The 12,685-nt window shown below is 65.1% G+C and carries 16 protein-coding genes; 11 read left to right on the top strand and 5 right to left on the bottom strand.

Going from position 1 to position 12,685, the window contains the following annotated elements:
• Position 1: 1 nt before the first annotated feature.
• Positions 2-262, bottom strand: coding sequence for an exodeoxyribonuclease VII small subunit (locus LDB29_RS18660; RefSeq protein WP_025547511.1), 261 nt, complete (start codon positions 260-262; stop codon positions 2-4).
• A 167-nt stretch (positions 263-429) separates the two neighbouring features.
• On the opposite strand from LDB29_RS18660, the gene LDB29_RS18655 reads away from it, so the two are divergent.
• Positions 430-810, top strand: a complete 381-nt coding sequence (locus LDB29_RS18655; protein WP_025547512.1) for a hypothetical protein — start codon at positions 430-432, stop codon at positions 808-810.
• 161 nt (positions 811-971) lie between these two features.
• Here the strand turns inward: LDB29_RS18655 and LDB29_RS18650 are convergent, their stop codons facing one another.
• Positions 972-1,400: a DUF805 domain-containing protein gene (locus LDB29_RS18650; protein WP_257555319.1), complete on the bottom strand. Its 429-nt coding sequence runs from the start codon at positions 1,398-1,400 to the stop codon at positions 972-974.
• Between the two features lie 105 nt (positions 1,401-1,505).
• Here LDB29_RS18650 and purL point away from each other — a divergent pair, with 105 nt between their 5' ends.
• From purL to LDB29_RS18635, 3 genes are all read left to right on the top strand, one after another.
• A complete protein-coding gene (gene purL, locus LDB29_RS18645; protein WP_257555317.1) occupies positions 1,506-3,683 on the top strand; it encodes a phosphoribosylformylglycinamidine synthase subunit PurL in 2,178 nt (725 codons plus the stop codon).
• A gap of 83 nt (positions 3,684-3,766) precedes the next feature.
• Positions 3,767-4,936 carry a formate-dependent phosphoribosylglycinamide formyltransferase gene (gene purT, locus LDB29_RS18640; protein ID WP_257555315.1) on the top strand — a complete coding sequence of 390 codons (1,170 nt, stop codon included), beginning with the start codon at positions 3,767-3,769 and terminating at the stop codon, positions 4,934-4,936.
• Positions 4,937-5,061: 125 nt separating this feature from the next.
• Complete coding sequence (locus LDB29_RS18635; protein WP_025547519.1) at positions 5,062-5,781, top strand: dienelactone hydrolase family protein; 720 nt, start codon at positions 5,062-5,064, stop codon at positions 5,779-5,781.
• A gap of 17 nt (positions 5,782-5,798) precedes the next feature.
• On the opposite strand, the gene LDB29_RS18630 is transcribed toward LDB29_RS18635, so the two are convergent.
• Both LDB29_RS18630 and LDB29_RS18625 read right to left on the bottom strand, forming a co-directional pair.
• On the bottom strand, positions 5,799-6,929 hold the full coding sequence (locus tag LDB29_RS18630) for a M14-type cytosolic carboxypeptidase (RefSeq protein WP_061937824.1): 1,131 nt from the start codon (positions 6,927-6,929) through the stop codon (positions 5,799-5,801).
• Positions 6,926-7,540, bottom strand: coding sequence for a DUF4136 domain-containing protein (locus tag LDB29_RS18625; protein ID WP_082718712.1), 615 nt, complete (start codon positions 7,538-7,540; stop codon positions 6,926-6,928). Before LDB29_RS18625 ends, LDB29_RS18630 begins: the two co-directional genes overlap by 4 nt.
• A 208-nt stretch (positions 7,541-7,748) precedes the next feature.
• Between LDB29_RS18625 and ykgO the strand changes: the two genes are divergently transcribed.
• A complete protein-coding gene (gene ykgO, locus LDB29_RS18620) occupies positions 7,749-7,874 on the top strand; it encodes a type B 50S ribosomal protein L36 (RefSeq protein ID WP_004210176.1) in 126 nt (41 codons plus the stop codon).
• 3 nt (positions 7,875-7,877) lie between these two features.
• Complete coding sequence (locus LDB29_RS18615; protein ID WP_257555291.1) at positions 7,878-8,504, top strand: HAD family phosphatase; 627 nt, start codon at positions 7,878-7,880, stop codon at positions 8,502-8,504.
• 53 nt (positions 8,505-8,557) lie between these two features.
• Here LDB29_RS18615 and pyk read toward each other — a convergent pair whose 3' ends face one another.
• Positions 8,558-10,015 carry a pyruvate kinase gene (gene pyk, locus LDB29_RS18610; protein ID WP_025547524.1) on the bottom strand — a complete coding sequence of 486 codons (1,458 nt, stop codon included), beginning with the start codon at positions 10,013-10,015 and terminating at the stop codon, positions 8,558-8,560.
• 102 nt (positions 10,016-10,117) lie between these two features.
• Here pyk and LDB29_RS18605 point away from each other — a divergent pair, with 102 nt between their 5' ends.
• The 5 genes from LDB29_RS18605 (at position 10,118) to ruvC (ending at position 12,546) form a co-directional block, all read left to right on the top strand.
• A complete protein-coding gene (locus LDB29_RS18605; protein ID WP_235600886.1) occupies positions 10,118-10,417 on the top strand; it encodes a DUF1244 domain-containing protein in 300 nt (99 codons plus the stop codon).
• A 51-nt stretch (positions 10,418-10,468) separates the two neighbouring features.
• Positions 10,469-10,711, top strand: coding sequence for a DUF2312 domain-containing protein (locus LDB29_RS18600; RefSeq protein ID WP_007688707.1), 243 nt, complete (start codon positions 10,469-10,471; stop codon positions 10,709-10,711).
• Between the two features lie 23 nt (positions 10,712-10,734).
• Positions 10,735-11,061, top strand: coding sequence for a heavy metal-binding domain-containing protein (locus LDB29_RS18595; RefSeq protein WP_173664360.1), 327 nt, complete (start codon positions 10,735-10,737; stop codon positions 11,059-11,061).
• A gap of 68 nt (positions 11,062-11,129) precedes the next feature.
• Positions 11,130-11,873 carry a YebC/PmpR family DNA-binding transcriptional regulator gene (locus LDB29_RS18590; protein WP_007688711.1) on the top strand — a complete coding sequence of 248 codons (744 nt, stop codon included), beginning with the start codon at positions 11,130-11,132 and terminating at the stop codon, positions 11,871-11,873.
• A gap of 181 nt (positions 11,874-12,054) precedes the next feature.
• The gene (gene ruvC, locus LDB29_RS18585) at positions 12,055-12,546 is read left to right on the top strand and encodes a crossover junction endodeoxyribonuclease RuvC (protein ID WP_025547533.1); all 492 of its coding nucleotides are present in this window, start codon (positions 12,055-12,057) and stop codon (positions 12,544-12,546) included.
• Positions 12,547-12,685 lie beyond the last annotated feature (139 nt).

Here is a 12,685-nt window from a genome sequence, read left to right as displayed (position 1 = left end):
CTCAGTCCGAACCGAAGGGCTGAGCGCCGGTCACGGCGCCGCCAGCGTCGATCGTCAGCTTGGCGATGCGCGCTTCGGCCGCCTGCAGCCGTTCCATGCAGCGCTTCCGCAGTTCCTCGCCCTGCGAATAGAGCGAAATGGATTCGTCGAGCGGCACATCTCCGCTCTCCAGCCGCCGGACGATCGATTCGAGCGCGCGCAGCGCATCTTCGAACGACATCTGCGACGGATCGCCCTCATGGGTCATGCTGTCTTGCGCCATGTCCCTGCATTGGCGACCCCCGCCCGCCCGGTCAAGCCCGCATGGGCCCTGGGGGCCGATTCCGGCCGCCATTCACGAAAACGTCATGACGTCGCGCCACTGGCTGGCGGACTCGTGGCAGTTTTGCGTTGACGCTTGGCGTGGCTAGTGCACATAGAAGGACCGCTATGAAATATCATCTCCCCCTGATCTCCGTGGCGGCGCTTGCGCTGCTGTCCGCCTGCAACAAGAATGACGAACCCGAAGTGGTGGGCGGCCCCGCCGATCCCATGGCCGAAAAGCTGGCCAATGCCGCTCCCGTCGAACTGCCGCCGATGGTGAAGGAAAGCCATCAATATCGCTGCAAGGACAACAGCCTGATCTTCGTCGACTTCATGAGCGACGACAAGACGGTGAACGTGCGCACCGAAAAGGACGGCGCCCCCACGAAGCTGACCGCCGCCGAGGCGGGCAAGCCCTTCGAAGGCGGCGGCTTCAAGGTCGAGGGCTCGGGCAAGCAGATCACCGCCACCCTGCCGGGCAAGAGCGCGCTGAGCTGCAAGGCCTGATCCTTTCCGTTTTCCTGCAAGTGCGGGCCGGCCCTCCCCATGGAGGCCGGCCTTTTTCTTTGGAGTTTGCGAGGATGTGGCCAATCGACGCCATTCCCCTCCCGCCTGCTGGAGAGGGAGTGGCTTGAACCGCCCAATCATGCGCGCCCGGACCGACGCGCTCAACGCAATTCCGGCTCTCCCACCTCGACCGGATCGGGGCCGAAGCGGTTGGGCCCCCGCGTGCCGCTCATGATGAAGAAGATCAGCAGGACGATGCTGCCGATGATCGGGAAGAAGACGATCAGCAGCCACCAGCCGCTGCGGTCGGTATCGTGCAGGCGGCGGACGGAAACCGCGATATGGGGAATGATCATCGCCAGCGCGAACAGCCCCGTCAGCGGACCGCCGCGGGTGCTGTAGCCCGCGCCCGCCCACCAGGGGCCGCGCTGGAACCAGTGATCGGTCGTGCTGAGGCCCAATATCCCCTCGACCATCGCGACGCCGATATAACAGAGCAGCAGGAACAGGACGAACATCCAATATTCGCGCGGCCGCGCCCGACCGGAGAATTTGGCGTAGCGACGAAGCGGCAACAGCATCCATTCCATGGGCAACTCCCCTTTTTTTCGTCCGGCCGGGAAAGCTATCATGTTTTCGCCCGGGCGCGAGCCTCAGCATTGTCTATCGGGCGCTCCCCCGCTAAAGGCGCGCACATGTCCAGCACCGCATCCCAGATCACGCCGCAGGTCGTCGCAGACCATGGGCTTTCCCCGGAAGAATATGATCGCGTCCTGAACGCGCTTGGCCGGGAACCGAATCTCACCGAACTCGGCATTTTCTCGGTGATGTGGTCGGAGCATTGCTCTTACAAAAGTTCGCGAATCCATCTGAAGAAGCTGCCCACGGAAGGGCCGCAGGTCATTTGCGGCCCCGGTGAAAATGCGGGCGTGGTGGACATCGGGGACGGCCAGGCCGCGATCTTCAAGATGGAGAGCCACAACCACCCCAGCTATATCGAACCCTATCAGGGCGCGGCGACGGGGGTGGGCGGCATTTTGCGCGACGTCTTCACCATGGGCGCGCGGCCGGTGGCGAACATGAACGCGCTGCGCTTCGGGCGGCCCGACCATCCGAAGATGAAGCACCTCATCAGCGGCGTGGTGCATGGCATTGGCGGCTACGGCAATTGCGTCGGCGTGCCGACCGTGGGCGGCGAGGTGAATTTCCATCCCGCCTATGACGGCAACATCCTGGTCAATGCGATGACCGTGGGCGTCGCGGAAACGGACAAGATCTTCTATTCCGCCGCTTCGGGCATCGGCAATCCGATCGTCTATGTGGGTTCGAAGACCGGCCGCGACGGCATCCATGGCGCGACCATGGCCTCGGCGGACTTCGGCGACGACGCCGACGCCAAGCGCCCGACGGTGCAGGTCGGCGATCCCTTCACCGAAAAGCTGTTGATCGAAGCCTGCCTCGAACTCATGGCATCCGACGCGATCGTCGCGATCCAGGACATGGGCGCGGCGGGCCTCACCTCCTCCTCGGTGGAAATGGCGTCCAAGGGCGGCGTCGGCATCCAGCTCAACATGGACGATGTGCCGCAGCGCGAAACCGGCATGACCGCCTATGAGATGATGCTGTCGGAGTCGCAGGAGCGCATGCTCATGGTGCTCCAGCCGGGCAAGGAAGCCTTTGCCGAAGCCATTTTCCGCAAGTGGGAGCTGGACTTCGCCGTGATCGGCCATGTGACGGATACCGGCCGCATGGTGCTGGTCCACAAGGGAGAGACGGTGTGCGACATTCCGCTGGCTCCGCTGGCCGACGATGCGCCGCTCTACGACCGTCCGGCGATGGCGAAGGATGAATATAAGGCCTGGTCGGGCGTGCAGCCCTTGGGCGAGATCAGCGAGAGCGCCGACATCGGCGCCGATCTCGTCAGGCTGATGGGATCGCCCGACATCGCCTCTCGCCGCTGGATCTGGGAGCAGTACGACCATATGGTGGGCGCCGACACGGTGCAGCGCCCCGGCGGCGACGCGGCGGTGGTGCGCGTCCATGGCACGCGGAAGGGCATCGCGATCAGCACCGACTGCACGCCGCGCTATTGCTATGCGGACCCCTATGAGGGCGGCAAGCAGGCGATCGCGGAATGCTATCGCAACATCAGCGCCGTCGGCGCGACGCCGCTCGCCGTCACCAATTGCCTCAACTTCGCCAATCCGCAGCGGCCAGAGATCATGGCGCAGTTCACCGGCTGCCTGGAAGGCATGGGGGAGGCTTGCCGCGCGCTGGATTTCCCGATCGTGTCGGGCAATGTCAGCCTGTACAATGAATCCAAGGCGACCGGCGGCGGATCGGCGATCCTGCCCACCCCGGCGATCGGCGGCATCGGCCTGCTCCAGGACATCGACGGGATGGCGACCGTGGCCTTCAAGAATGAGGGCGACGCCATCTGGCTGATCGGCGGGGAAGGCAGCCATCTCGGCCAGTCGATCTGGCTGCGCGAGATTGCCGGCCGGGAAGCGGGCGAGGCGCCGAAGGTCGATCTGGCGGCGGAGCGTGCCCATGCCGAAACCGTCCGGGCGCTGATCGCGGAAGGCAAGGTCAATGCGGTGCATGACATTTCCGACGGCGGCCTGCTGGTCGCGGTGACGGAAATGGCGCTGGCCGGGAAGATCGGGGCGGAGCTGAGCATCGCCCTTACGACCGCCAGCGCCTTTGGCGAGGATCAGGGCCGGTACATCGTCGCCGCCGCCCAGGGGGTGGACATTCCAGGCGCGCTTCGCATCGGCACGACCGGCGGCGACAAGGTGGCGGGCGTGGCGCTGGCGGACCTGCGCAGCGCCCATGAGGGCTTCTTCCCGACACTGATGGACGCTGAACTTTAAAGAATAGAAATGACGTGCTCCTGCGCCGACAGGAGCACGCTGCGCTGAATGCGCTGAAGATGTCCATTTCGAGGAGTCCCGCCATGGCCTTTACCGCGAAGATCCTCCTTCTGGGCTCGGGCGAACTGGGTCGTGAATTCGTGATCTCCGCCAAGCGCCTCGGCGCGCAGGTCATCGCCTGCGACAGCTATGCGGGCGCGCCTGCCATGCAGGTGGCGGACGGGTTTGAAGTCTTCTCCATGCTTGACGCCGACCTGCTCGCCACAGCCATCGAAAAGCATCGGCCCGACTTCGTGGTCCCCGAAATCGAGGCGATCCGCACCGAGGTCCTGGCCGATTTCGAGGCGCGCGGCGTGACGGTCGTCCCTTCGGCCCGCGCCACCATCATGACCATGAACCGCGACCGCATTCGCGAAGTCGCCGCGGTCGAACTGGGGCTGCGCACCTCCCGCTATCGCTACGCCGAAACGCTGGAGGAAGTGCGGGCGGGGGCGGCGCATACCGGCCTTCCCTGCGTCATCAAGCCGGTCATGTCCTCATCCGGCAAGGGCCAGAGCACGGTCCGCACGATTGAGGAACTGGAAGCCGCCTGGGACTATGCAGTCGCGAACATGCGCGGCGACCGCAGCCGGGTCATCGTCGAGGAATTCATCGCCTTCGACTATGAGATCACGCTGCTGACCGTACGCAGCCGTGACGGCGTCAGCTTCTGTCCGCCTATCGGCCATCGGCAGGAACACGGCGACTATCAGGAAAGCTGGCAGCCCACGCCCATGTCCGGCGGCGCGCTGGCCGCCGCCCAGGACATGGCGCGCAAGGTGGTCGACAATCTGGGCGGCTACGGCATTTTCGGCGTGGAGTTCTTCGTGAAGGGAGAGGATGTCATCTTCTCCGAACTCTCGCCCCGGCCGCACGATACCGGCATGGTGACCCTGATCTCCCAGAACTGGAGCGAATTCGATCTTCACGCCCGCGCGATCATGGGCCTGCCGGTGCCGGAAGTGACGCTGCATGGGGCCGCGGCTTCGGCGGTGATATTGGCGGATCGGGAATCGGATGACTTTGGGTTCGAAGGATTGGCCGAAGCGCTCTCGACGCCCGGCGGGAAAGTCGATCTGCGCCTGTTCGGCAAGCCGACGACCCGCCCCTATCGCCGCATGGGCGTCGCCCTGGCCCGCGCGGTCGATGCAGACCAGGCCCGCGCCGTCGCGGCCGAGGCTGCATCGAGAGTGCGGATCATCCATGGTCGATAGGGCGGTTTCCCGCCATTAGGCCCCTCGCCTTGAAGGGGAGGTGCCAACATCCGCAACTGGCCCAATCTTGCCAATCCCGCATGGCGTCCCAACATGCGTCCCGACCCCGAAGCAAGGAGCCTTTCATGACCATCACCCGCCGCGTCACCGTGCATGAAGGCCCTGGCGGTCAGTTCGAGAGCATGGCCGTGTTCGACGATGCCGCCGCCGCTCCGCGTCCGGCCATCCTGCTTTTCCCCAATGTTCTGGGCACCAAGGAGGCCGATTTCGCCTATGCCGAAAAGGTCGCGGCGATCGGTTACACCGTGCTCGTCGCGGATGTGTTCGGCCAGGGCAAGCGGACCAGCCGGGCCGATCCGGACATGGGCCGCTACATGGCCGAACTCAATGATGACCGCATTTTGCTGCGGGACCGGACGAACGCCGCCCATGCGCTGCTGAAATCGCTCGATGAGGCGGACGAGAGCCGGACCGCGGCGATCGGCTTCTGCTTCGGCGGCAAATGCGTGCTCGACCTTGCCCGTTCAGGAGCGGATATTGCAGGCGGCGTCAGCTTCCACGGCGTCTATGATGCGCCGCCCCTTCCCCATGCGAAGATCACCGCGCGGCTGCTGATCTGCCACGGCTGGGACGATCCGATCGCGCCGCCGGAAGCCACGGTCGCGCTGGCGAAGGAACTGACCGAAGCGGGATGCGATTGGCAGATCCATGCCTATGGCCATACCGGGCACGCCTTCACCGACCATGACGCGAAGATGCCCGAAAGGGGCCTGGCCTATAATCCCGAAGCCGACCGCCGCAGCTTCCGCGCGATGGCCGATTTCCTGGGCGATCTCTTCGGCTGAACCGCGGCCGGCCGGGTTCAGATTTCGTCGATCATCTCCGCCAGCACGCCCAGGCAGTCCTTGGCGAGTTGGATCGACCGCGCCGGCGACCAGCCGAAATCGGCGTCCGGCAGGTCGTCATTATCCTTGAACGGCATTTCCAGCGTCATTGCCACGGCGCCGAAGCGCTCGGCCAACTGGTTGGTGGACATGGACAGGTTCGCCTTGCCCGCCGGCGCGGTGGGATAGCCCTTCCTCGTCTGGAAATCGGGCGTCCGGGCGGCCAGCGTGTCGCGATAGCGGCGATACAAGGCCGACTGCCGCTCCGTGATGGAGGGAATGCCCTCGAACCCGGCCAGGAACACGGCCGCAATAGCCTCGTCGCCATGCACGTCCATGGCGAAGTCGACCCCGACCTCATCCATCGCCCCGCGCACCAGGAACACCTCCGGACTCTTCTCCATCGACGGCTCATGCCATTCGCGGTTGAGGTTGATGCCCACGGCGTTGGTCCGCAGATGGCCGCGACGGCTGCCGTCCGGATTCATGTTCGGCACGATGTAAAAGGTCGCCTCCCTGCGCAGCAGCCGCGCCACGGCGTCCTCCTCGTCGCAGAGCCGCTCCAGCGCGCCCTCCATCCACCATTCGGCCATGCTTTCGCCCGGATGCTGGCGGGCGTAGAGCCAGACCTTCTTCGGTCCTTCCCCCAGCACCAGCAGGTCGAGCGGCTGCCTGTCCACCGTCAGCCCCAGTTCGCGATGCTCCACCCCCGGCTGCGACGCCGCCCAGGCGACCAGATCATGGTGCCGTTCCATCGAATAGGGCGCGAAATAGGCGAGCCACACCGCATTGCTGTCGGGCGACAGACGGATCGTCAGCGTCCCGTCGGCATAGCCGGTGTCCGCCAGAAGCCAATTCTCCCGATCCTCGCTATAGCGCGCCTTATAGCCTGGCCAGCCGTCGGGATAGGCCGACGCGCCGCAATTGACGATCGCCAGTTCGACTTCCCGCCCGGCCACGCCAGCCACGCGGAAGTGGAACCATTGGTAGAAGTCGCTCTGCCGGTCCTTGACGATCTCCAGCTCGGCGCGGACGCCTGCGGACGTGGCGGAAATGGAAAGGACGCGAATATTGCCGCTGTCGAAGGCACTTGTGATCGAGATGCTCATCTGACGGTTATAGTCCGCCCCGATTCGCCCGGATAGCCCCCCAGCAATGCCGTCGCCAGCTTCTGCGCCGCCAGACCCGGCTGCGATGCGGGCGTTCCCTCCCGCGCCCCGGTCTGCGCCCGGCCCTCCCAGATGGTGGTCGAATCGGCGCGGCGGCGTATCTGCACCTGCAATTCGGTGAAGACCTGCCCCTTGGGCTTGCCCGACAGGTTGATGCCGATGCCCAGCCCCAGGCCGGAATAGCCGCCGCTGCCCACGGCGCCGCCCACGCCGACGCTTACCGGCTTGCCATTGGCGCCATAGCTTTCGGGTTCGCGGAAGGTGCGGCGGAAACTCACCAGCGCGACATAGTCGCTCTTCGCCCCCTGTGCGGCCGTGGTGAAGCCCACGCGCTGCAATTCCTGCTCGACCGCGGCGGCATAGGTGCGGAATTCCAGGCCGACATCGGGGTTGCCGGCCATTTCCTCGACGGCGATGGTCCCGTTGCGCGCCGGATCGTCGATATGGAACCGCGTCACCTCCACGGGTGGAACAGCCGTGGCGCAGCCGCTGAGCCCCAGGGCCAGCAGGGACGGAAGGACGATCTTCTTCAACATGGACGGATTCGACATGGATGGCACTCCAGGGGATGAACAGCCTCTACACGACACCGCGCCGCTAATCCCTTAAAAGCGTCAAGCCACGGATTTGCTGCATGCAGGATGAACGGCGCGGCGATGGAGCGAAAAGCGGGCGGCCGCCCTTGACTTTCGGCCGTCCCGCCCATAGGGGCTGCGCTTCGATTTTCGATCACGCAAGATTCATTCAAAGGCTGGTTCCATGAAGATCCGCAATTCGCTCAAGTCGCTCAAGGGCCGTCACCGGGATAACCGCGTGATCCGCCGTCGCGGCCGCACCTATGTCATCAACAAGACCAACCGCCGCTTCAAGGCCCGCCAGGGCTGATTCATGGCGGATATTGCCGCCGTCGTCTTTGACGTTGGCAATGTCTTGTATCACTGGACCCCAAGGGTTCTGTACGAGCGCCTGATCGATGACGATCGGGCGCTCGATGCGTTTCTCCGGGACGTGGTGACGCTGGACTGGCACTTCCAGCATGACCAGGGCCGCCCCTTCGCGGAAACCAGCGCAGAGCTGATCGCGCGCCATCCCGAACATGCGGCGCTGATTCGCCTCTGGGGCGAGAAGTTCATCGACAGCGTAGGACCGGCAGTCGAGGGCATGCCGGAGATCGTCCTTGAATTGCACGAGGGCGGCATTCCGCTCTTCGCCATCACCAATTTCAGCCATGAATTCTGGGCGCCATTCCATGCTCGGGAGTCGGCGCTGTTCGACCCCTTCCGCGACATCGTGGTCTCCGGCGCGGAAAAGCTGGTGAAGCCCGACCCCGCGATCTACCGGCTGGCGCTGGAGCGCTTCGGTTTGAGCGCGGAACAGGCGCTGTTCATTGATGACCGCGAGGAAAATGTCCTGGCGGCCGAGGCGGAAGGCATGCGCGGCCACCTGTTCCGCGATGCGGCGACGCTGCGCCGGGAACTGGCAGAGCTGGCGTTGCTTCGAAGCCCAACCGTCTAAGCTGGACGTGCCCCTGCGAAGGCAGGAGCACGCCCCTCAGGACCGATCGGCATTCAGCCCTCGTCCCGGCCCCTCAGCTCATCTCCGCGAATCGCGGCCACATGCAGCACATTGGTCGACCCCGGCGTCCCGAAAGGCACGCCGGCCAGCACGACGATCTTGCCGCCCTTCTCGACCATATCGTGGCGCAGCGCCATGCGACGGGCCTTGCCGATCATCTCCTCGAACGTGCCGATGTCCTTGGTCCGGACGGCATGCACGCCCCAGGTCAGCCCCAGCTTGCGCGCCGTATCCTGCCGGGGCGTCAGCGCCAGGATCGGTGTCATCGGCCGCTCGCGCGCCACGCGGCGCACGGTGCTGCCCGAAGAGGTGAAGCAGGTTATCGCGCTCGCCCCGACGACGGACACGATGCTGCCGGCGCCCTCCGCCAGCGCATCGGCGGTGGTGGGATCGGGCTTCGTCTCGGTATAGTGCAGCCGCCCGAAATAGCCCGGGTCGCGCTCCACGCTATGGGCGATGCTGTCCATCATCGTCACCGCCTCGACCGGCCAGTCGCCCGCCGCCGTTTCAGCCGACAGCATGATCGCGTCGGCCCCGTCATAGACCGCGGTCGCGACATCGGACACTTCGGCGCGGGTGGGCGTCGGCGCCTTGATCATGGATTCCAGCATCTGCGTCGCCACCACGACGGGCCGACCCATGCGGCGCGCGGTCGCCACGATCTGCTTCTGCAGCGGCGGCACCGCCTGGGGCGGCAGTTCCACGCCAAGGTCGCCCCGCGCCACCATCACGCCGTCGGCCAGTTCGATGATCTCCTCCAGCCGCTGGACAGCCGCCGGCTTCTCGATCTTCGCCATCAGTGCGCCATAGCCGCCCATCAGCTTGCGCGCCTCGGCCAGGTCCTCCGGCCGCTGGACGAAGCTCAGGGCGATCCAGTCGCAGCCCTGTTCGACCGCGAAGCTCAGGTCGCGCCGGTCCTTTTCGGTCAGCGCCGGCACCGGCACGACCACATCGGGCACGTTCACGCCCTTGCGGTTGGAAAGGGTACCGCCGACCTCGACCACCGTGTCGATGCGATCCTCCGCCACCTTCTTGACCCGCAGCACCATCTTGCCGTCGTCCAGCAACAGCCGGGTTTCGGGCACCAGAGCCGCATAGATTTCCGGATGGGGCAGGTTGACCCGCGTCGCATCGCCCGGCGCAGGATCGCTGTCGAACACGAAGGCCGCGCCCGTTTCCAGCACCGCCAGCCCGCGATCGAATGTCCCGACGCGCAGCTTCGGCCCCTGAAGGTCGCCCAGGATTGTCGTAGGACGTCCGAATTCCTTTTCCAGCGCCCGGATCGTCGCGATGCGCGCGGCATGATCCTCATGCGCGCCATGGCTCATATTGATGCGGAAAGCGTCGGCCCCGGCGACGAACAGCGCCCGGATCATTTCCGGGCTGTCGCTCGCGGGGCCAAGGGTCGCCAATATGCGGACCTTGCGCGAACGGGGCGGTAATTTCGTCATTCCTCTTGTCTCCTGGCCGTCATGGTCGCCTCTGGTTTGCCAGGGCGCGGTTTTCGATTATCCGTGCTGCACGACAGGATGATGATCAGCGAAAGGTTCGCCGTGAGCGATAACATACTCAGTGATGCGGTTGCCGCAACCGCCTTCCGACGGCTGGTGGCGCATTTGCAGCACCGCACCGATGTCCAGAATATCGACCTGATGGGAACGGCGGGCTTCTGCCGCAACTGCCTGGCCGACTGGATCGCGGAGGCGGACGGCACGATCGGCAAAGAGGAAGCGCGGGAGATCATCCATGGCATGCCCTTTGCCGAATGGAAATCCCGCCACCAGGGCGAGGCGACGCCGGAACAGATCGCCCGCATGCAGGAGAGTGTGGCGAAGAACGCCGACAATCATTAGAGGCAGGCGCCGACCGATTCATCAACCGATTCACACTTACTGGAGATTCCCATGAGCGATGGCAATGTCGCCGCCGAACAGCTACGCCTCTTCATCGAGCGCATCGAGCGCCTGGAAGAGGAAAAGAAGGGCATCGCGGACGATATAAAGGACGTCTATCTGGAGGCGAAGGCCAATGGCTATGACGTGAAGACGATGCGGTCCATCGTCCGCCTGCGCAAGATGGAGCGCAATGCCCGCATGGAAGCCGAAGCGCTGCTGGAAACATACAAGACGGCGCTGGGCATCGAATAAATCGCAGCGTGGGGAGAGCGTCCATGACCGGGATCATCGTCAGCACCACCCCTTCGCTGGAAGGCCGGCCTGCGAAGGAATATCTCGGCATCGTCACCGGCGAGGTGATCGTGGGCGCAAACCTGTTCCGCGACCTGTTCGCCAGCGTGCGCGACATCGTCGGCGGGCGCTCGGGCGCCTATGAGGACGTGCTCCAGCGTGCCCGCGAACAGGCGATCGCGGAAATGCGCACCCGCGCCGCGGCGCTGGGCGCCAATGCGGTCGTCGGCGTCGATCTGGATTATGAGACCGTCGGGTCCAGCGGGTCGATGCTGATGGTGACCGCCTCGGGCACCGCGATCCTCGTCTGACATTGCGCATCGAGGGCGCGCTCGCTAGAGAGCCCGCATCGAACAAACAGACAAGTCAGGAGCAGGCCGTGGCCGGCCATAGCAAATTCAAGAACATCATGCATCGCAAGGGCGCGCAGGACAAGAAGCGCTCCTCGATGTTCTCCAAGCTGTCGCGCGAAATCACCGTGGCGGCGAAGATGGGCATGCCCGATCCGGACATGAACCCGCGCCTCCGTCTCGCGGTCAACGCCGCCAAGGCGCAGTCCATGCCAAAGGACAATATCCAGCGCGCGATCGACAAGGCGATCGGCGGCGACATGGAGAATTACGAGGAAATCCGTTACGAGGGCTATGGTCCCGGCGGCGTGGCCATCATCGTCGAGGCGCTGACCGACAACCGCAACCGCACCGCGACCAATGTCCGCACGGCCTTTTCCAAGAATGGCGGCAATCTGGGCGCTTCGGGCGCGGTCAGCCACGGTTTCGACCGCATGGGCCTCATCACCTATCCGGCGAGCGCGGGCGATGCCGACGCGATCTTCGAAGCGGCGCTGGAAGCGGGTGCGGACGACGTCTCCTCGAACGAGGACGAGCATGAGATCTGGACCGCCATGGACGCGCTGCACGAAGTCGCGAGGGCGCTGGAGGCCAAGCTCGGTCCGGCCGAAGGCGCCAAGCTCGCCTGGAAGCCGCAGACCACCGTCGAGGTGGACGAGAGCAATGCGGCGACGCTGATGAAGCTGGTCGACACGCTGGAAGACGATGACGACGTCCAGACCGTCTGGGGCAATTACGAAGTTTCCGACGAAGTCATGGAGAAGCTGGGTTGATCCTTCCCCTTCCCTCTCCCCTGCGGGGAGAGGGTTGCGAAGCCCTGGCGGCCCTGCCGCTCGGGCGAAGCCAGGAGGGCGCGGCAGCCGACGCGCCCGGCCCGGTCTCCCTCCAGACGGGCCTGTCCGGCGGGCCGGCGAGCCTCCCTGTCCTCTTCCGTGAAGGGACGAGGGGAATATCATGATCATCCTGGGCCTGGACCCGGGCCTTGGCACGACCGGCTGGGGCCTGATCGCCGCGGACGGCAACCGCCTCACCCATATCTCCAACGGCCAGATCAAGACCGATTCAGGCATGGCGCTGGCCAGCCGGCTGCTGGTGCTCGATCTGGCGCTGACCGACCTCATCCTCGAACACCAACCCAATGGCGCGGCTGTCGAAGAGGTGTTCCTCAACGTGAACCCGCAATCGACGCTCAAGCTCGGCCAGGCCCGTGGCGTGGTGCTGCTGGCGGCTTCGCGATCCGGCATGGAAGTGGGCGAATATGCCGCCCGGCTCGTCAAGAAATCCGTGGTCGGCGTCGGCAATGCATCGAAGGAGCAGGTCCACGCCATGGTCTCCCGCCTCCTCCCCGGCGCAAAGATCGCAGGACCCGATGCCTCGGACGCCCTGGCCGTAGCGATCACGCACGCCCATCATCTGGCCAGCGCACGAAGGATTCCGCGGAAGTAGAAGGGTGGGGCGATCCGGGGCGGGAACTGGCCAATTCAAGACCTTCCCCTCCCGTAAACGGGAGGGGTTAGGGGTGGGCGCGAGCGTAGCGAGCTTCTGACTTAGCCGTTGCAAGACAGCGCAGATGTCGCGCCAGCCC

The sequence above is a fragment of the Sphingobium sp. CFD-2 genome, assembly GCF_024611135.1.
GTDB classification, from domain to species: domain Bacteria; phylum Pseudomonadota; class Alphaproteobacteria; order Sphingomonadales; family Sphingomonadaceae; genus Sphingobium; species Sphingobium fuliginis.
The sequence above is the reverse complement of the archived record's forward strand: the minus strand, read 5'-3'. Positions and strand labels throughout refer to the sequence as shown.